The 18,695-nt window shown below is 73.0% G+C and carries 13 protein-coding genes and 1 pseudogene; 1 reads left to right on the top strand and 13 read right to left on the bottom strand.

The features are described from left to right. Positions 1-77 precede the first annotated feature (77 nt). From OG349_RS15945 to OG349_RS15980, 8 genes are all read right to left on the bottom strand, one after another. Positions 78-1,283, bottom strand: coding sequence for a DNA polymerase III subunit delta' (locus tag OG349_RS15945; RefSeq protein ID WP_327235237.1), 1,206 nt, complete (start codon positions 1,281-1,283; stop codon positions 78-80). Between the two features lie 149 nt (positions 1,284-1,432). After that, complete coding sequence (gene tmk / locus OG349_RS15950; RefSeq protein WP_327235238.1) at positions 1,433-5,488, bottom strand: dTMP kinase; 4,056 nt, start codon at positions 5,486-5,488, stop codon at positions 1,433-1,435. Between the two features lie 181 nt (positions 5,489-5,669). Next, the gene (gene topA / locus OG349_RS15955; RefSeq protein WP_327235239.1) at positions 5,670-8,534 is read right to left on the bottom strand and encodes a type I DNA topoisomerase; all 2,865 of its coding nucleotides are present in this window, start codon (positions 8,532-8,534) and stop codon (positions 5,670-5,672) included. A gap of 537 nt (positions 8,535-9,071) precedes the next feature. After that, positions 9,072-9,269 carry a hypothetical protein gene (locus OG349_RS15960; protein ID WP_161307459.1) on the bottom strand — a complete coding sequence of 66 codons (198 nt, stop codon included), beginning with the start codon at positions 9,267-9,269 and terminating at the stop codon, positions 9,072-9,074. Between the two features lie 122 nt (positions 9,270-9,391). Further along, on the bottom strand, positions 9,392-10,891 hold the full coding sequence (locus OG349_RS15965; RefSeq protein ID WP_327235240.1) for a DUF7059 domain-containing protein: 1,500 nt from the start codon (positions 10,889-10,891) through the stop codon (positions 9,392-9,394). Between the two features lie 133 nt (positions 10,892-11,024). Further along, positions 11,025-11,615: a small secreted protein gene (locus tag OG349_RS15970; protein WP_327235241.1), complete on the bottom strand. Its 591-nt coding sequence runs from the start codon at positions 11,613-11,615 to the stop codon at positions 11,025-11,027. 260 nt (positions 11,616-11,875) lie between these two features. Beyond that, the gene (locus OG349_RS15975; protein WP_327235242.1) at positions 11,876-12,331 is read right to left on the bottom strand and encodes an ATP-binding protein; all 456 of its coding nucleotides are present in this window, start codon (positions 12,329-12,331) and stop codon (positions 11,876-11,878) included. Positions 12,332-12,434: 103 nt separating this feature from the next. Beyond that, entirely contained in the window at positions 12,435-12,788 is a 354-nt protein-coding gene (locus OG349_RS15980) for an STAS domain-containing protein (RefSeq protein WP_003967428.1), read from the bottom strand. 79 nt (positions 12,789-12,867) lie between these two features. On the opposite strand from OG349_RS15980, the gene OG349_RS15985 reads away from it, so the two are divergent. Continuing rightward, positions 12,868-15,699 (top strand): DEAD/DEAH box helicase, encoded by a 2,832-nt coding sequence (locus OG349_RS15985; protein ID WP_327235243.1) that lies wholly within the window; start codon positions 12,868-12,870, stop codon positions 15,697-15,699. A 40-nt stretch (positions 15,700-15,739) separates the two neighbouring features. Here OG349_RS15985 and OG349_RS15990 read toward each other — a convergent pair. From OG349_RS15990 to OG349_RS16010, 5 genes and pseudogenes are all read right to left on the bottom strand, one after another. Further along, positions 15,740-16,000, bottom strand: a pseudogene (locus OG349_RS15990) (Rv3654c family TadE-like protein); the annotation flags it as partial. Continuing rightward, positions 15,997-16,386, bottom strand: coding sequence for a TadE family type IV pilus minor pilin (locus OG349_RS15995; RefSeq protein WP_327235244.1), 390 nt, complete (start codon positions 16,384-16,386; stop codon positions 15,997-15,999). The gene OG349_RS15995 and the pseudogene OG349_RS15990, both read right to left, overlap by 4 nt. 328 nt (positions 16,387-16,714) lie before the next feature. Next, entirely contained in the window at positions 16,715-16,945 is a 231-nt protein-coding gene (locus tag OG349_RS16000; RefSeq protein WP_327235245.1) for a DUF4244 domain-containing protein, read from the bottom strand. Positions 16,946-17,024: 79 nt separating this feature from the next. Then, on the bottom strand, positions 17,025-17,807 hold the full coding sequence (locus OG349_RS16005; RefSeq protein ID WP_327235246.1) for a type II secretion system F family protein: 783 nt from the start codon (positions 17,805-17,807) through the stop codon (positions 17,025-17,027). After that, positions 17,804-18,688 carry a type II secretion system F family protein gene (locus OG349_RS16010; RefSeq protein ID WP_327238593.1) on the bottom strand — a complete coding sequence of 295 codons (885 nt, stop codon included), beginning with the start codon at positions 18,686-18,688 and terminating at the stop codon, positions 17,804-17,806. Before OG349_RS16010 ends, OG349_RS16005 begins: the two co-directional genes overlap by 4 nt. Between the last annotated feature and the right edge of the window lie 7 nt (positions 18,689-18,695).

An 18,695-nucleotide genomic window follows, 5' to 3' on the forward strand; every position in this document is an offset into this window, starting at 1 on the left:
CGCGAGCCTAGCCGCCGTGTGACGCGTCCCGTGTTTCCACGCTCGAACGGGTGAATCGCGGGCCGTCCGGTTCCCGGTCAGCCCGCCCGCAGCGACACCGCCATCGCCTCGACCGCCAGCAGCGGCGCCACATTGCGGTCCAGCGCCTGGCGGCAGCCGCTGATCGACTCGATGCGGCGCAGCGTCCGCTCCGGGGTGGAGGCCCTGGCGACCCGGTCCAGCGCGTCCCGTACGTCCACGTTGGCGAGCTGGACGCGGGAACCCAGCTGGAGGGCCAGCACATCGCGGTAGAAGCCGGTGAGTTCGGTCAGTGCCAGATCGAGGCTGTCCCGCTGCGTACGGGTCGAACGGCGCTTCTGGCGGTCGGCCAGCTCCTTCATCACGCCCGCCGTACCGCGCGGCATCCGGCCGCCTGCCGACGCGCCGAGCGCCGCCTTCATGTCCTCCGTCTCCTTGACGTCGACATCCTCGGCGACCTGCTTGGCGTCCTCCGTCGCGGCGTCGATCAGCTCCTGGGCCGCCCGGAGACAGCCGCCGATGTCGTCGACGCGCAACGGCATCTTCAGGACCGTGGCGCGGCGGGCACGCGCCCGTTCGTCCGTGGCCAGCCGGCGGGCCCGGCCGATGTGCCCCTGGGTCGCGCGCGCGGCGGCGTGCGCGGCCTCGGGGTCGATGCCGTCGCGCCGGATCAGGACGTCCGCCACCGCCGCCACGGACGGCGTACGCAGAACGAGGTGACGGCAGCGGGAGCGGATCGTGGGCAGGACGTCCTCCAGCGAGGGGGCGCAGAGCAGCCATACGGTGCGCTGCGCCGGCTCCTCCACGGCTTTCAGCAGGACGTTGCCCGCGCCCTCGGTGAGGCGGTCGGCGTCCTCCAGCACGTTGACCTGCCAGCGGCCGCCGGCCGGGGAGAGCTGCGAGCGGCGGACCAGCTCACGGGTCTCCTTCACCCCGATGGAGAGCAGGTCCGTACGGATCACATCCACATCCGCGTGTGTCCCGATCAGGCTCGTATGGCATCCGTCGCAGAACCCGCAGCCCGGCTCTCCGCCCAGCGCGCGGTCCGGGCTGGTGCACTGGAGGGCGGCGGCGAAGGCGCGGGCGGCGGTGGAGCGGCCGGAGCCGGGCGGTCCCGTGAAGAGCCAGGCGTGCGTCATCCTCGTCGCCTCGGGGGGTGCGAGGCCCGCGGCCTCGGCCGTGACACGCGCGTCCGCGTCCCGAGCGGCCGCGGCCAGCGTCGCCTGGACGCGCTCCTGCCCGACCAGGTCGTCCCATACGGTCATGTGCCGCCATCACCTCCGTGCCGTGCCGGTATGCGTGCCGTACGGCGCGTGGTGTGCCGTACGGAATCCATTGTGGGGCCGGGGTCTGACAGTCCCGGCCCCACCAAGGTCATCCGCAGGCTGATCCGCGAGGATCCGCCGGAAACCGGCTAGCGGCGCCGCCGCCGTCCGCCGTTCTCGTCGCGGTCGTCGTCGTGCGGGCCGAGCAGTTCGTCGGCCAGGGTCGGGAGGTCGTCCAAGGGGGTCTCCTCCGCCCAGTCCGAACGGCGGCGCGGACGCTCCGCCTCCGGCGGCGCCTGCGCGTAACCGGGCACCGGGCCCTGTCCGCCGTCCGGATACAGCTGCGGCAGCTCACGCGTGCGCTCGTTGGCACCCTCGGCGACCGCCGGTTCCGGCGTCTCCTCGCGGAAGAAGCCCGGCGGCACCCTGTCCGCCGGAACGGCATCCTGTACGGGCCGTACCGGCGAAAGGACGGCCGTCTCGTCGGTGGCGCGCACCTCACGCGCGTCCCTGGCGTCCCGTCCGCCCAGGGGGTCGGGCGTACCCGGCGCGTCCCAAGACTGCCTCGGGTCACGCGGATCCCGCGAACCCTCCGCGTCCCGTGAACCCGGCGCGTCCTGCGAACCCCCGGTATCCGCCGAACCGTCCCCGCCCCGCGCATCCTCCGCGTCGCTCGAATCCCCTGAGTCCCGCCGATCCTCCGCGTCCCTCGGACCCTCGGAGTCCCGGCGATCACGCGCGTCCCGCTCCCCCGGCCGGTCCGCGTCCCCCTGCCCGTCGCGTACCGGCGGAATCACCGCCGTCTCGTCGGCCGCCGGATCCTGGATCCGCGGGATCACCCGGGTCTCGTCCCCCGCCGGTTCCTGGACCTGCGGAATGACCGCCGTCTCCTCGGCGTCGGAGCCCGCCGTCCGGCGCTCGTCCTCCGGCTCCGGACGGACCGCCCGGACCTCGCGTGTCACCTCGTCCGGAGCGAACTCCGGCTTCTTCAGGAAGCGCGAGCCCGGTACCGCCGGTGTCGCCACCGTGGTCTCGTGCGGCGGGTACGCCGGAGGCTCGGACCGCGCTGCTTCTACAGAAGGCTGAGCGGATGCCTGAGCAGCCGCCTGCGCGGCGGCCTCAGCGGCCTCCCGAGCAGCAGCAGCCTCCCGGGCGGCACCCTGACGCGCCGCCTCCTCAGCGGCAGCCCTCTCCGCGACCACCCGTTCAGCAGCGGCCCGTTCGGCGACAGCCAGCTCAGCGGCGGCTCGCTCGGCGGCCGCCCTCTCCGCCGCAGCGCGTTCCACAGCGGCCCGCTCGGCCGCCGCCTTCTCCGCCGCGGCCCGCCCCGCGGCCGCTTCCTCCTCCGCCGCCCTGGCCGAAGCCGCCGCAGCGGCCGCAGCGGACTCTTCCGCGAGCCGTCGCGCCTCCTCGGCCCTCAGCAGCGCCTCCTCCGCCTTGCGCTGCTTCTCCCGGCGCCGCTCCTCGGCCTCGGCACGGAGCCTGGCCTCGTCCTCGGCCTGCCTCCTGAGACGCGCCTGCTCCGCCTCGTGCGCCTGCTGCTCGGCCTCCCGGCGCCTGCGCTCCTCCTCGGCCAGCCGGCGCTCCTCCTCGGCGCGCTGCCTGGCTTCCTCCGCCTGCCGTTCGGCCTCGCGCTGCCGCGCCTCCTCCAGCTCGCGGCGCTTGCGCTCCTCCTCCTCGGCACGGAGCTTGGCCAGCTGCGCCTGGCGCTCGCGCTCCAGCCGCTCCTCCTCCGCCTTGCGCGCCGCCTCTTCCTCGGCCCGGCGCCTGGCCTCCTCGATGGCGGCCCGCCGTGCGTCCTCCCGGGCCTTCACCTCGGCCTCGGACAGCGGCAGCATCTGGTCGAGCCGGTGCCGTACGACCGTGGTGACGGCCGCCGGCTCCTGGCCCGCGTCCACGACGAGGTACCGGGCGGGGTCGGCCGCCGCGAGCGTCAGGAAGCCGGACCGTACCCGCTGGTGGAACTCCGCGGGCTCCGACTCCAGCCGGTCAGGCGCCTCCGTGAAGCGCTCACGCGCCGTCTCCGGGGAAACGTCGAGCAGCACCGTCAGGTGCGGTACGAGTCCGTCCGTCGCCCAGCGCGAGATCCGCGCGATCTCGGTCGGCGAGAGGTCACGGCCCGCGCCCTGGTACGCGACGGACGAGTCGATGTAACGGTCCGAGATGACGATCGCACCGCGCTCCAGGGCGGGCCGGACGACCGAATCGACGTGCTCGGCGCGGTCGGCCGCGTACAGCAGCGCCTCCGCGCGGTTCGACAGACCGGCGCTCGACACGTCCAGCAGGATCGAACGCAGCCGCTTGCCGACCGGCGTGGCGCCCGGCTCGCGCGTGACGACCACTTCGTGGCCCTTGCCACGGATCCACTCCGCCAACGCCTCCACCTGCGTGGACTTGCCGGCGCCGTCGCCGCCCTCCACCGCGAGGAAGAAGCCCGACGCGGCCGGGGCCTGCGCCGGGTCGGCGCCGCCCCGCACCGCGTCCCGCAGGTCCCTGCGCAGCGGTACTCCGGCGCGGTCGTCGGTCTTGGCGAGCACCACCGCCGCCACGGGCAGCAGCAGCGCGCCGACCAGCATGAGCGTGAAGGCGGCCCCGCCGTGCGCGAAGACGAAGTCCTCGTTGGCGAGGCGGTGCGGGCCGATGGCCGCGGCGAGCAGGGGCGCGATCACCACTCCGGCCGCCACGAAGAGCCGTACGACCGCGTGGAGATGACCGGTCACGCGCGTACGGAGCGATTCCTCGGTCTCCAGGTCGATCAGCGTGTGTCCGGTGTTCGCCGCGACGCCGGCGGCGAAGCCGGTGAACAGCGCGAGGAACAGCACGGTCGCCGTGTCCGGTACGAGCCCCATGGCGAGCAGCGCGATACCGGTCAGCGCGATCGCCAGCGGGAGCAGGCGGCGGCGGGACAGGGAGGGCAGCACCTTGGCCGCGCCCCGGATGCCGAGCCCGGTGCCACCGGTCAGGAAGAGGACGAGCAGCGCGAACGCGACGGGGCCGCCGCCGAGGTCCTTCGCGTGCAGGACGGACACGGAGACGGCAGCCGCGATGGCGCCGGCCACGGCGGAGCAGGCGAGGACGAACAGCGGCACGCCGCCCGTCCGCCCCTTGCCCGCACCGGAGCCGGAAGCGGAGCCAGAGCCGGAAGCCGAACCGGAGCCGGAAGCCGAAGAAGAACCCGAAACGGAAGCCGAGGGCCGCCGCAGCCCCTCCAGCGGCGAGCGCGGCCGGGGCGTACGCCCGTCGGGCAGCTCGATGAAGTAGAGCGTCGACACGGAGGCCGCGAAGAGCCCCGCCGCCACGTACGACCCGAGGGCCGCCTGGTGCAGCGAGAACCAGTCGATGCCCGTACCGAGCAGATTGCCGATCAGCGTGGCCACGAGCAGCACGGCCGCCGCCGCGGGCACGGCCAGGAACGCCGTACGCAGCGAGAGGCGGTGCAGGGCGTCGAAGTGGTCGGGCAGCGGGCGGACCGCCGCGCCCTCCATCGGAGGCGCCGGGAGCAGGGCGGGAGCCGCGCTCTCCTTGGCGACCGTCCAGAAACGCTCGGCGACCCCGGCCACGAAGACCGTGCTGAGCAGGATGGGCAGGGCGCGGTCGGGGGTCCAGTCGATCCACAGCGGGGCGATGATCAGGAGTGCGAGGCGTACGACGTCCGCGCCGATCATCGTCCAGCGACGGTCGAGCGGCCCGCCCTCCCGCGGCGGCTTGCGCGGCTTGGCGCGCTTGCCGGAGGTGCCGCCGCGCGGGGGACGGCCGTCGGCCCCGACGGCCGAAGCACCGGTCCCGTCGCTCTCCCCCGTACCGGAAGCACCGGAAGCACCAGGAGCAGCAGAATCCGTACCGGTGCCCGTCCTGGGACGCGTGCCGGAACCAGGAGTCACCAACGCCGTCAGCGGTCCCAGAAGCACCGCCCCGAACAGCACCGTGGCCACGACCCGCGCCCCGAACACCGCCGCGACGGCGAACGCCGCGCCTCGGTATCCCGCGCCGAACGAGCCCTCGGAGATGGCTGCTTGCAACGACAGCAGCAGAAGCACGAGAACGGCGAGCGCGTCGCCCACACCGCCGATGAGCTGGGCGCCCCACAACCGCCGCAGCGGTGGGAGGCGCAGCAGTGAGCGTACGGCGCGCTCTCGTGAGTCTGCGGCAAGTGCGTCGGAGTCGGAGGTGGCGCTCACGACCGTTGGCTGCTCGGCTCGCGTCATCCGCCCAGCCTATCCGCAGCCGGTGACAGTCCGTGCGGCCGGTGCGGAGCGGGTGGTCCAGGCGTGGCGATTACCGCCCGGTTGCCCTCCCGCACCCGCCCATTCGTCCGCTTTTCCGGCCGCTCTCACCCGCACCGGCCGCTCGTACTCGTCCTCGTCGGCCGCTCTTAATCGTCCGCTCTTACTCGTCCGACTTGGCCGACCTCGACGCCGAAGCCGTCGACTTCTTCGCCGCGGTCGCCTTGGTCGTCGCGCTCGTCTTCTTCGCCGTCGTCTTCTTGGCGGCCGTCGCCGTGGTCTTCTTCGCGACGGCCTTCTTCGCCGTCGTCGCCTTCTTGGCCGGGGCCCGCTTCGCGGGAGCCTTCTTCGCCGTCTTCTTCGCCGGCGACTTGGCGCGCTTCTCCGCGAGCAGTTCGTAGCCCCGCTCCGGGGTGATCGCCTCGACGCTGTCGTCCGTCCGCAGGGTCGCGTTCGTCTCGCCGTCGGTGACGTACGGCCCGAAGCGACCGTCCTTCACCACCACGGGGCGCTCGCTCACCGGGTCCGTGCCCAGCTCCTTGAGCGGCGGCTTGGCCGCCGCGCGGCCCCGCTGCTTCGGCTGGGCGTAGATCGCCAGCGCCTCGTCCAGTGTGATGTCGAAGAGCTGGTTCTCGGTCTCCAAGGACCGTGAATCGGTGCCCTTCTTGAGATACGGACCGTACCGGCCGTTCTGCGCCGTGATCTCGACCCCCTCGGCGTCCGTCCCCACCACACGCGGCAGCGACATCAGTTTGAGGGCGTCGTCGATGGTGACCGTGTCCAAGGACATCGACTTGAAGAGGGAGGCGGTACGCGGCTTGACCGCGTTCTTGCCCGTCTTCGGCGTGTTCTCCGGGAGGATCTCGGTGACGTACGGGCCGTACCGCCCGTCCTTCGCCACGATCTGGTTCCCCGTCACCGGGTCCGCGCCCAGCTCGAAGTCGCCGCTCGGCTTGGCCAGCAGCTCCTCCGCGTACTCGACCGTCAGCTCGTCCGGCGCCATCTCCTCCGGCACGTCGGCACGCTGGTGGCCCTCTTCGTCCTTCTCGCCGCGCTCCACGTACGGCCCGTACCGGCCGACGCGCAGCATGATGCCGTCGCCGACGGGGAACGAGGAGATCTCCCGGGCGTCGATCGCGCCGAGGTCCGTGACCAGTTCCTTGAGGCCGCCGAGGTGGTCCCCGTCGCCGTTGCCCGCGGCCGAGGCGGCGCCGACGTCCTCGCCGTCCCCGCCCTCACCGAAGTAGAAGCGCTTGAGCCACGGCACGGAGTGCGCCTCGCCCCGCGCGATGCGGTCGAGGTCGTCCTCCATGCGGGCCGTGAAGTCGTAGTCGACCAGCCGGCCGAAGTGCGTCTCCAGCAGGTTGACCACGGCGAAGGAGAGGAAGGACGGGACGAGCGCCGTGCCCTTCTTGAACACGTAACCGCGGTCGAGAATCGTCCCGATGATCGAGGCGTACGTGGACGGGCGGCCGATCTCGCGCTCTTCCAGCTCCTTGACCAGCGACGCCTCGGTGTAGCGGGCCGGGGGCTTGGTGGCGTGGCCGTCGACCGTCAGCTCCTCGGCGGAGAGCGCGTCGCCCTCGGCGACCTGCGGCAGCCGGCGCTCGCGGTCGTCCAGCTCGGCGTTCGGGTCGTCCGCGCCTTCGACGTACGCCTTCATGAAGCCGTGGAAGGTGATCGTCTTGCCGGACGCGGAGAATTCCGCCTCGCGGCCGTCGGAGGCGGAACCGACGATCTTGACGGTGACGCTGTTCCCGACCGCGTCCTTCATCTGGGAGGCGACGGTCCGCTTCCAGATCAGCTCGTAGAGGCGGAACTGGTCGCCGGACAGACCCGTCTCGGCGGGAGTGCGGAAACGATCACCCGAGGGCCGGATCGCCTCGTGCGCCTCCTGCGCGTTCTTGACCTTGCCGGCGTACGTGCGCGGCTTGTCCGGCAGGTAGTTCGCCCCGTAGAGCTGCGTGACCTGCGCGCGGGCCGCCGAGATGGCGGTGTCGGAGAGTGTCGTGGAGTCCGTACGCATATAGGTGATGAAGCCGTTCTCGTACAGCTTCTGCGCGACCTGCATCGTGGACTTGGCCCCGAAGCCCAGCTTGCGCGAGGCCTCCTGCTGGAGCGTCGTCGTACGGAAGGGTGCGTACGGGGAACGGCGGTACGGCTTCGACTCGACGGACCGTACCGAGAACGAGGTGTTCTCCAGCGCGGCGGCCAGGGCGCGCGCGTTCTCCTCGTCCAGGTGGAGCGTCTGGTCGGACTTGATGCGGCCGTCGGAACCGAAGTCACGGCCCTGGGCGACCCGCTTGCCGTCGACCGCGTTCAGCCGGGCGATCAGCGAGGACGGGTCGGAGGCGTCACCGGCGCGGCCGGTGGAGAACGTGCCGGTCAGGTCCCAGTACTCGGCGGAGCGGAACGCGATGCGCTCGCGTTCGCGCTCGACGACGAGCCGGGTGGCGACGGACTGCACGCGGCCGGCGGACAGGCCCCGCATGACCTTCTTCCACAGGACCGGCGAGACCTCGTAGCCGTACAGCCGGTCGAGGATCCGGCGTGTCTCCTGGGCGTCGACCATGCGCGTGTTCAGCTCGCGCGGGTTGGCGACGGCGGCCCTGATCGCGTCCTTGGTGATCTCGTGGAAGACCATCCGGTGGACGGGGACCTTGGGCTTGAGGACTTCCTGGAGGTGCCACGCGATGGCTTCGCCCTCGCGGTCCTCATCAGTGGCGAGGTAGAGCTCGTCGGACTCGGCCAGCAGCTCCTTGAGCTTTCTGACCTGGGCCTTCTTGTCGGCATTGACGACGTAGATCGGCTGGAAGTCGTTGTCCACGTCCACACCGAGTCGGCGTACCTCGCCGGTGTACTTCTCGGGCACCTCGGCGGCACCGTTCGGGAGGTCGCGGATGTGCCCGACGCTCGCCTCGACGACATAGCCGGGGCCGAGGTAGCCCTTGATCGTCTTCGCCTTGGCAGGCGACTCGACGATGACGAGTCGGCGGCCGCCGTGTGCGGCTTCGCTGGTCGGGGACAACTTCGCTCTTCTCTCCGGATCGACACTCGGTGGGCCCGTACGCCAGTACGGCAGAACGGCACGGCGGGACCGGTACGGCCCAGCGGTGACGCTGCTTCGCTGCGGAGTGTGACGGTACAACCCGCCCCCGTGTCAAACGGCAAAAGACCGCAACGGCCACTCGAACGGTAACCCGACTCCGGGCATTCCTGCCGCCCGGACCCCCGGGCCCGTCGCGTCGGACCGCTTCCCCGGTGATTCCGGGGCGGGCCGGGAGGGGGGTCGTGCGCCGGGGGTACGGAGAGGGTCCGGTGCAGGTCCGGCGGGTGCGGGGCACTGTGCGGAGGCGCCTGTCGATCATGGACGGGAGATTCCGGTCCTCAATCGGAAAGCGGGGCTCGGATCGGCGATCAGATCTCGGATCGAGGATCGGATCGGAGCGCGGGGGTCAGAGCCGGCGATCGGACGGCGGGGATCAGACGGCGCGGATCAGAGGAGATCGGACGCGGGCTCGGAGGGGATCGGTCGGTGGGGACCAGAGCGGTTCGGACGCGGGGCTCAGATGCGGCCGAAGCACCAGACGCCGAGCGCGAGAAAAGCCACGCCTGAGAGGGTCGCGAGCGTGATGGATGCCGCGGCCCCGACCCCGTGGGCCACCGGCGCGCGGTGCAGGACCCGTACCCCGGTCCACAGCAGCAGCGCGGCGCCGAACAGCGCGAAGGCCGTCCCCGCGAAGATCGCCGGCCCGCTCTCCATGCCCGCACCCCGTTCACTCCGTCGTACCCGGCGCCCGTTCCCGAGCGCCGCGACCCAGGAGCCCGAGGCTGGCAGCCCGGGACGTCAGGAGTACGAATTTCGGGTGAACGCCACGCGCAGGTTCACCCGGAAGCCGGTTCCAGGAAGCCCTCCTCCACCAGGAGCCGGATCGACTGCGGCGTACGGTCCCGGAGCAGCACCGGGTCCTCGCCCATGACCTGCGCGATGGCGTCCAGGATCCGCCCGGCGCTGAGCGTGCCGTCACAGACCCCGGCGAAGCCCGCCCCGACCGTGTCGACCTTCGTGGCCCGCCGCATCCCCCGGTGCTGGCGCAGCACCACGTGCTCGGGGTCCTCCGCGCCCGGCAGCCCCACCTGCTCCTGGACGACCTCGGTCGCCAGGACGAAGTGGTCGGCGAGCAGCGCCGCGTCGTCGTGCGCCCGCAGGTAGTCCTGTCGTTCGAAGTGCGCCTGTACGGCGTCGCCGAGCGGCTGCTCCACCGAGTGCGGCCACTCCTCCGCGACGACCGACGGCTGCTCGGCGCCGGACTTCCTGAGCGTGATCCAGCCGAAGCCGACCGCCTTGGTCCCACGGGACTCGAACTCGTCGAGCCACGCCCCGTACCGCGCCGCGTACGCCTCCGGGTCGCTCCGGTGGTCGCCGCTGTCGCGCAGCCACAACTCCGCGTACTGCGTGATGTCCTGGACCTCCCGCTGGACGATCCACGCGTCGCAGCCGCGCGGCACCCAGGAGCGCAGCCGCTCCTGCCACTCCTCCCCCTCCATGTGCTCCCAGTTGGCGAGAAACTGCGCGTACCCGCCCAGGTTCAGCCGGTCCCCCGCCTGCGACACCAGCGTCCGGCACAGATCGTCGCCGGCCATTCCGCCGTCCCGGTAGGTGAGCCGGGCGCCGGGCGAGATCACGAAGGGCGGATTCGAGACGATGAGGTCGTACGTCTCGTCCGCGACCGGCTCGAACAGGGACCCCTCGCGCAGGTCGGCCTCGGGCGCCCCGGAGAGCGCCAGGGTCAGGCGGGTGAAGGCGAGGGCGCGCGGATTGAGGTCGGTGGCCGTCACGCGTGTGGCGTGCCGGGTCGCGTGCAGCGCCTGGATGCCGGAGCCCGTGCCGAGGTCGAGGGCGCTCTCCACGGGGGTCCGTACGGTGATTCCGGCCAAGGTCGTCGAGGCCCCGCCGACGCCGAGCACGACCCCTTCGTCGTGGTCCCCCACGCCTCCCGCGCCGCCGACGGCGCACCCCAGGTCGGAAACGATGAACCAGTCCTGCCCCTCGGGGCCGCCGTACGGCCGTACGTCGACCGTGGCGCGGATCTCGTCCCCGTCCTCGATGATCCAGCCCCCGGCCAGCGCCTCGGGGAGTGCCAGGGCGCCCTCCGCGTGCTCCCGGGCGACGGGGCGCTGGAGCAGGAAGAGCCGTACGAGCGATTCGAGCGCGGTGTGGCCCTCGGTGGCACGCAGGGCGGGCACGGTCTCGCTGCGGGCCAGCGCGGTGTAGGCCGGGGCGCCGAGCAGGTCGAGCAGACCGTCGGCGGTGAAGTCCGCGGCGAGGAGGACCTCACGGAGTCGGGACGAGTGGTCGGGCGAGGGAAGGCTGGTCGTACTCACCTCACCATTGTGGCGGTTGTCACTGACAACGGCCCGCGGCCCGCCGCCCGGAAGGGGCGCGGCGGGCCGCGGTGTCGCGAGTCTTCCCCGCGGTGACGAGCGTGCGGACGGGGTCACCGGTCCGCGGACGGGGTTACGAGTCCGCGGACGGGCTCGCGGCGTCCGAGGCGGACGGCGACGGCTTCTGGCAGCCGGGCTGCTTCGCCATGGCCTTGCCGACCTCGCCGGACTGGAGCTTCTGGAGCGCGTCGTCACCGCTCTTGCTGAGCTTGTCGAGCTCCTCGGCGACACCGGTCAGGCCGTCGGCGAACTTCGCCTGGTCCTTGGTGTCGAGCGCGTCGACCTTCTGCTTGAGGCCCGCGTAGGCGGCCGAGGTGGCGTTGAGTTCCTTGACGGCTTCCTGCTGGGTCGTCGCGCCGTCCTTGACGGGCGGCGCGCCCGCGCCGTTCACGGCGGATCCCAGGGCCTTGTAGGCGTCCGAGATGGACTGGAAGGCCGCCGAGTCCGTCTTCTGGACGTCGGCCGGCTTGCTGCTGTCCGAGGTCACCTGCTGGATGGAGACGTTGGCGTCCGCGATCTTCTTCAGCTGTGGCTGCACCTGGTCGCAGACCTGCTTCGCCCAGTCGTTCACCTTGTTGTCGCTGTCGTCGCCGCTGCTACAGCCGGTCAGCGCCATGAGCAGTGCCGCACCGCCGGACAGCGCGGCCACAAGCTTCTTGTTCACCGGTTTGGTCCCTTCCAAGGCTCTCGGCCCCGGAACATACACGCCATGTGGGCTACACCCGCGCGCCGGACGTCCGGTTCATGTCGCATTGGAGCCATTTGCACCAGCAACAGGGGAGAGACACCTCACCTCGCTGCCCTTCTGTGCGCGGGGCGGTGGGCGACCTGCGCGCGGGGCGATGGGCGACCGGGCGGACAACGCCCCCCGTAAAACAAGAAGAGCCCTGCTCGGCAGGGCCTTTCTTGAAAGGAATCAGGAATTCACGGCAGCGCTACGGCGTCGGCCGTCGGCCAGGTCATCCGGATGACGCCACCGTCGTCGTCCGAGGTGACTTCGACGTCGTCGACGAGCCCGCTGATGACCGCGAGTCCCATCTCGTCCTCACCGTCGGCGTCATGGTCGTACAGATCGCCGGCCGGCGCTCCGCCGCCCGCCTCCGGGGCTTCGGTGGCGACGCTGCCCGTGCTCGGCACCTCGTCGCCGACCTCGATGGAGAAGGTCTTCTCCTCCTCGATGAGGACAACTCTCACCGGGGCGGTGATGCCATGACTGCGATGCAGCCCGACCGCCCGGCTGCATGCCTCACCGACCGCGAGTCTGACCTCGTCCAACACAGCTTCATCGACGCCGGCCCGGCGCGCCACGGCGGCCGCCACCAGACGGGCCGTCCTGACATGTTCGGGCTGGGCGCTGAAGCGGAGTTCAACGGTGGCCATGCGATCCCCCTCGAACGTACGAGCGTGCAAACTCACAGGACGCGGGCGCCCGGGCACACGGCCCGGAGCCCACCGCCCTTCCTCCGGAAGGTGGCGACCGACCTCAGTCGGTGGCCGCCACGGCCTCGTCGACCGTGGTGTGGATGGGGAACACCTTGGTCAGGCCGGTGATCCGGAAGATCTTGAGAATGCGCTCCTGGTTGCAGACCAGGCGCAGCGAGCCTTCATGCGCACGCACCCGCTTGAGTCCGCCCACGAGCACGCCGAGACCGGTGGAGTCAAGGAAGTCCACGCCTTCCATGTCGACAACCAGGTGGTAGCTGCCGTCGTTCACCAACTCGACCAACTGCTCGCGCAGCTTGGGCGCGGTATACACATCAATCTCGCCACCGACCTCGACGACCGTACGGTCGCCACCAGGGCCGGACACATTGCGAGTCGACAGAGACAGGTCCACGGATCCTCCAGCACCTTGCTATCGAGCGGTCGCCCCTCGGGTCTCCCCGACGGAGCCAGGGGACGTATCGCCAGCCGCGATGGCATTCAATCACTTACCAGCAGCCATGCACGACGCCTTGGGACCATTGTCCGTCATGCCAGTGACACACTCGATGCCGATGGCCAGGAATCACCGCCCCCAAGGACCCGCCGAGAGCGGGGAAAGCCGCCCCTCCCCCGGTACGGTCCTCGACCGGCTCGCCGCGGGGGCGGGCCGTGCTGCGCGCATCACCCATACGGAGCACCTGCCCCCGAGGGCGGGTCGTCATGCGGTCTGGCCTGATCGCATCCGCGCGGAGGTGATCGACGCGATCCAGCGGGCCGGAATCGATCATCCGTGGGCCCACCAGGCGACCGCCGCCGAGCATGCCCTGGACGGCGAATCCGTCGTGATCGCCACCGGCACCGCCTCCGGCAAGTCCCTCGCCTACCTCGCTCCCGTGCTGAGCACCCTCCTGGACGGCTCCGAGGCCCCGAACGGGCGCGGCGCGACCGCCCTGTACCTGGCCCCCACGAAGGCCCTCGCCGCCGACCAGCGCCGCTCCGTCAAGGAACTCGCCGCCCCGCTGGGCACCCGCGTACGCCCCGCCGTCTACGACGGGGACACGCCCGTCGAGGAGCGCGAGTGGGTCAGGCAGTACGCCAACTACGTCCTGACCAATCCGGACATGCTGCACCGGGGGATACTCCCGTCCCACCCCCGCTGGGCCTCCTTCCTGCGCTCCCTGCGCTATGTCGTGATCGACGAGTGCCACACGTACCGGGGTGTCTTCGGCTCGCACGTGGCCCAGGTGCTGCGCCGGCTCCGCCGCGTCTGCGCCCGCTACGGGGCGGACCCCGTCTTCCTCCTGGCCTCCGCCACCGCGGCGCGGCCCGCCCTGGCCGCCGGCCGGCTCACCGGCCTGCCCGTCCACGAGGTCGCCGACGACGCCTCCCCGCGCGGCGAGCTGGTCTTCGCCCTCTGGGAACCCCCGCTCACCGACCTCCACGGCGAGAAGGGCGCCCCCGTCCGCCGTACCGCCACCGCCGAGACGGCCGAGCTCCTCACCGACCTCACCCTCCAGGGCGTCCGTACGGTCGCGTTCGTACGGTCCCGGCGCGGCGCCGAGCTCATCTCCGTCATCGCCAAGGAACGGCTGGCGCAGGTCGACCGCTCCCTGGTCCGCCGGGTCGCCGCCTACCGGGGCGGCTACCTGCCCGAGGAACGCCGCGCCCTGGAGAGGGCCCTGCACTCCGGCGAACTCCTCGGCCTCGCGGCCACCACCGCCCTGGAACTCGGTATCGACGTGTCCGGCCTGGAGGCCGTCCTGATCGCGGGCTACCCCGGCACCCGCGCCTCGCTGTGGCAGCAGGCGGGGCGCGCGGGCCGCGCCGGGCAGGGGGCGCTGGCCGTCCTGGTCGCACGCGACGACCCGCTGGACACCTTCCTCGTCCACCACCCCGAGGCGCTGTTCCAGCAGCCCGTCGAGTCGACCGTCCTCGATCCGGACAACCCGTACGTCCTCGCCCCCCACCTGTGCGCGGCCGCCGCGGAGCTGCCCCTCACCGAAGCCGACCTGCCGCTCTTCGGCCCGGCCGCCGCCGGGCTGCTCCCCCAGCTGGAGTCCGCCGGGCTGCTGCGGCGGCGCGCGTCCGGCTGGTACTGGACCCGCAGGCAGCGCGCCGCCGATCTCGCGGACATCCGGGGCGAGGGGGGCCGGCCCGTCCAGATCGTCGAGGCAGCCACCGGCCGGCTGCTCGGCACCGTCGACGAACCCGCCTCGCACGCCGCCGTCCACGACGGCGCCGTCCACCTTCACCAGGGCCGCACCTACCTGGTGAAACAGCTCGACCTGGAGGACTCGGTCGCCCTGGTCGAGGAGGCCAGCCCGCCGTACTCCACCACCGCCCGCGACACCACCGCCATCTCCGTCCTGGAAACCGACACCGAGATCCCCTGGGGCGCGGGACGCCTCTGCTACGGCTCCGTCGAGGTCACCAACCAGGTCGTCTCCTTCCTGCGCCGCAGGCTCATCACGGGCGAGGTGCTCGGCGAGAGCAAGCTCGACCTCCCGCCCCGCACCCTGCGCACCCGGGCCGTCTGGTGGACGGTCACCGAGGACCAGCTGGACGCCGCCCGGGTCAACCCGGAACAGCTGGCCGGCGCCCTGCACGCCGCCGAGCACGCCTCGATCGGGATGCTCCCGCTCTTCGCGACCTGCGACCGCTGGGACATCGGCGGGGTGTCCGTACCGCTCCACCCGGACACGCTGCTGCCGACGGTCTTCGTGTACGACGGCCACCCCGGCGGCGCGGGCTTCGCCGAGCGGGCGTTCCACACGGCCCGCGCATGGCTCACGGCCACCCGCGAGGCGATCTCGTCCTGCGAGTGCGAGGCGGGCTGCCCCTCCTGCGTCCAGTCCCCGAAGTGCGGCAACGGCAACGAGCCCCTGCACAAGCGCGGCGCGGTCCGCCTCCTCACCGAACTGCTCAAGTCCGCACCGGCGGACCCCGAGGCCACGACCGCGCCCGGCACACGGCCTCCGGCCCCGTCACCGGTGCCGGACCAGGAGCCCGCGCCGCGGGCACCGCACCCGGAGCCGGACCTGGTACCGACAGCGCGCCCGGAGCACGAGCCGACAACAGCGGCACCGGGGCCGGGACCGACGCCGGACCGAGCCCCGACATCGGCACCGCGTCCGGAGCCGACGGCAACCAAGCCGAAAGCGACGACCACGACCACGCCGACCGTGCCACCGGCCCGGTCCGAATCCACCCCCCGTTCGGAACCTGGCCCCCGGTCCGAACCAGGCCCCCCGACGAAACCTGATCCCCGTCCCGGACCCGAGCAGGGACCGGCGACGGCAGTGGTGGCCCCGCCCGGGCCCTGACCTCCAGGCCGTACGGGCCGAAGCGCGCCCGTACGGTCACGTCCGCGATCTCCCCCATCAGCGCGCACCGCACCAGCTCGGCCTCCTGGGCGGCGGCCACCTCCGCCGCCCGGTCGCAGGCGGCGGCCCGGCCCTGGAGCGCCCGCCCGGCCGCGCCGAGGGCGGCGAGATCGGCGGCGCCCCCGGCCCGATGACGAGCGGCGACCGCCTGGCCGAGGGCGAGGACCAGCGCGAACACCGCGCACATCGCTGTCGCCGCCATCGCCACCCAGACCGTCGCGGCCCCCCGGTCCCCGCTCATGACGCCACCCCCATGGCCCCAGGGCCTCCAAGGCCGCCTCCAGCTCCGTCCTGGGCGTCCTCAGCCGGAGCCACCGCCTCCGCACCGAGCGTCAGGGCCAGCGCACCCGGCCCGGGGGTGGGCGCCTCCACCCGTACCCGCCACAGGTCCCCGGACCGCGCCATCGTGACCCTTGCGCCCTCCGGAGCGGCCGAACGGGCCGCCGCCAGCGCCTCGGCCTCCGGCTCCGACCGGGCGGCCGCTCGCGCCCCGGCCCGCGCCGCGTCGACGCACCGGATCTGCGCGGATGCCGCCGTCAGGGCCCAGACCAGCGCCAGGGTGAACGCCACCAGCGCCGGGACGGCCATCGCCGCCTCCACCGTCACGGACCCCCGGTCGCCCGTCATGAACCGTCTTCGGCTCGTCGTGGATCGCCCGGGACCCGTCCCGGATCGCCTGCGGGCCGTCGCGGCTGCCCCCTGCTCCGTCGCGGATGGACCGCGGCCCATCGCGGCCACCCCGGAACCCGTCGCGGATCGCCTCCGGCCCGTCCCGGATGGCCCGCGCCCCGTCGCGGATGGCCCGCAGCCGGTGGCGGCTGCCACGTGGCCCGCCGTGGATGGCCCGGGGCCCGCCGTGAATGGCCCGGGGCCCGTACTGGATCGGCGGGACCGCCTCCTCGGTCGCCCATGGGCCCTCATCGGTCCCTGCTGGTCCCTCACCGGTCGCCGACTGTCAGAACCGCGCACCGAGCGCCTCCCCGATCACCGACCGCAGCGCGTCGGAGACCTGTCCGCCCGTGACCACCTTGTAGAGCACCGCCGCCAGCGCGGCGGCGGCCAGCGTCACCATGGCGAACTCCGTCGTCGCCATCCCCGCGTCCGTCCGCGTGCCGCGCAGCCGCAGCCACAGCCACAGCCACAGCCACCGCACACCCGCCCGCACCCCCATGCCGAACTCCCGCATGCCTACCTCCCGTGATCCGTGAAATGAACATGAATTCGAAGAACGAAAAGATCCCGGCGCCATTGACGGCGGCCTCCATTCACCCGCCGCGCAGCAGTCCGCCCGCCAGGCCGATGACCACCGGCGCCACCCCCACCGCCAGAAACGCGGGCAGGAAGCACAGCCCCACCGGCGCGGTGATCAGCACCTGCGCCCGCTGGGCGCGGGCCACCGCCGTACGGGCCCGTTCCGCCCGGAGGCCTTCGGCCAGCCGCGCCACCGGCTCGGCCGCGGGTGCCCCGCTGACGCCGGCCCGCTCCAGACACCTGGCCAGCCCCGCCGCGCCCGGTATCGCGCCGAACCTCCCCCACACCGCGGTCGGTTCACCGCCGAGCCGAAGCTCCGCGGCGGTCCGGGCCAGCCGGTCCCCGACCGGTCCGCCCAGCGACTCACCGACCGCCTCGGCCGCCTCACGCGGACCCGCCCCGGCGGCGATACAGGCCGCCAGCAGATCGGCGGCAAGCGGGAGTTGGCGCGCCGCCTCCGCCTCGTCGGCCGCGACGGCAGCGTCGTCGGGGGCCCGGCTCCTCAGCCACCGCCGCACCCCATACGCCCCCGCGCATCCCACGACCCAGCCGGTCACGCCTCCGACGAGCACATAGCCGGTGACCACAGCGGCGAACACCGGGCCCCAACGCCGCGCCCAGGCCCTCACGTCCGGCCACGTTCGCCGCCGCCGCCCGCACTCCACGGACAGGACCACCGCGAGCCGCTTGCGCACCCGGCGCTCGTACCGCACCGCCACCACCGTGAACAACAGGCACCCGACAGCGGCCAGCGCCCAGCCCACCGCCCACAGCCGATGGGTCAACTCCCCGCTCATGTCCCCACCCCCATGCGCACGATCCGGCCGGCCCACCACAGACCGGCCCCCTCCAACAGCCCGCCGACCGCCAAACAGCCCAGCCCGGCGGGGGTGTGCAGCAGCACGCGCAACGGATCCGCGCCGAGCGCCCAGCCCATCGCCAGAGCCAGCACCGGGAGGAGCGCGAGCACCACGACCGTCGACCACGCGCCGGCCAACTGGGCACGCAGGTCCTCCCGCTGCTCCCTCTCGGCCCGCAGAGCGGCCTCCAACCGGTCGAGACCGGCGGCCAGACCCGCCCCGCCGTCCACGGCCACCCGCCAGCAGGCCGCGAGCCCGGCCAGGCCCTCGCATCCGGGCTCACGCGCCGCCTGCCGCAACGCCTCGGGCACTTCCCCGCCGAACCGCGCGGCGGCCACCACCGGGGCCTCGGCGTCCCCCAGGCCCCCGGTCGCCACCGCGGCCGCCAGCAGCGCCTGGACCGGCTGCGCACCGGACCTCAGCTCCCCCGCCGCCGCCCCGCACAGCGCCACCACACCGCCGGCCCGCCGCTCAGCGGCCTTCGCCCGCTCCCGGGCCCGCAGCCGGCGCCGCACAAGCGGCACGGCGACCGCGCCCCCGATCAGCGGCAGCACGGAGTCCCCCAACACGGCAAGCACTCCCGCCACCGGCAGACAGAGCCACTCCCCACGCAACCGCCGCGCCCGCAGGACCACGCCCACCCGCCACCGCCGCCACGACGCCGCCCACGCCCACCGGCCGTCCCCCGCGCGGCCGGCGTCCGCACCGTCACCGTCCACGAACAGCACCGTGGCCCGTCGCGCCGCCACGTTGCGGTCGACCGTCAGCCAGGCCGCCGCCCCCGCGCAGACCATCGCCGCGTATGCCGCCGCCGACATCGACACC

Source organism: Streptomyces sp. NBC_01317, from assembly GCF_035961655.1.
Lineage (GTDB): Bacteria > Actinomycetota > Actinomycetes > Streptomycetales > Streptomycetaceae > Streptomyces.

What these genes read in the sequence shown, in the direction of transcription:
- OG349_RS15945 (WP_327235237.1), bottom strand. Translation starts at nt 1,283, where the DNA reads ATGACCGTATGGGACGACCTGGTCGGGCAGGAGCGCGTCCAGGCGACG.
- tmk (WP_327235238.1), bottom strand. Translation starts at nt 5,488, where the DNA reads ATGACGCGAGCCGAGCAGCCAACGGTCGTGAGCGCCACCTCCGACTCC.
- OG349_RS15960 (WP_161307459.1), bottom strand. Translation starts at nt 9,269, where the DNA reads ATGGAGAGCGGGCCGGCGATCTTCGCGGGGACGGCCTTCGCGCTGTTC.
- OG349_RS15975 (WP_327235242.1), bottom strand. Translation starts at nt 12,331, where the DNA reads ATGGCCACCGTTGAACTCCGCTTCAGCGCCCAGCCCGAACATGTCAGG.
- OG349_RS15985 (WP_327235243.1), top strand. Translation starts at nt 12,868, where the DNA reads ATGGCATTCAATCACTTACCAGCAGCCATGCACGACGCCTTGGGACCA.
- OG349_RS15995 (WP_327235244.1), bottom strand. Translation starts at nt 16,386, where the DNA reads ATGACGGGCGACCGGGGGTCCGTGACGGTGGAGGCGGCGATGGCCGTC.
- OG349_RS16000 (WP_327235245.1), bottom strand. Translation starts at nt 16,945, where the DNA reads ATGCGGGAGTTCGGCATGGGGGTGCGGGCGGGTGTGCGGTGGCTGTGG.
- OG349_RS16005 (WP_327235246.1), bottom strand. Translation starts at nt 17,807, where the DNA reads ATGAGCGGGGAGTTGACCCATCGGCTGTGGGCGGTGGGCTGGGCGCTG.
- OG349_RS16010 (WP_327238593.1), bottom strand. Translation starts at nt 18,688, where the DNA reads ATGTCGGCGGCGGCATACGCGGCGATGGTCTGCGCGGGGGCGGCGGCC.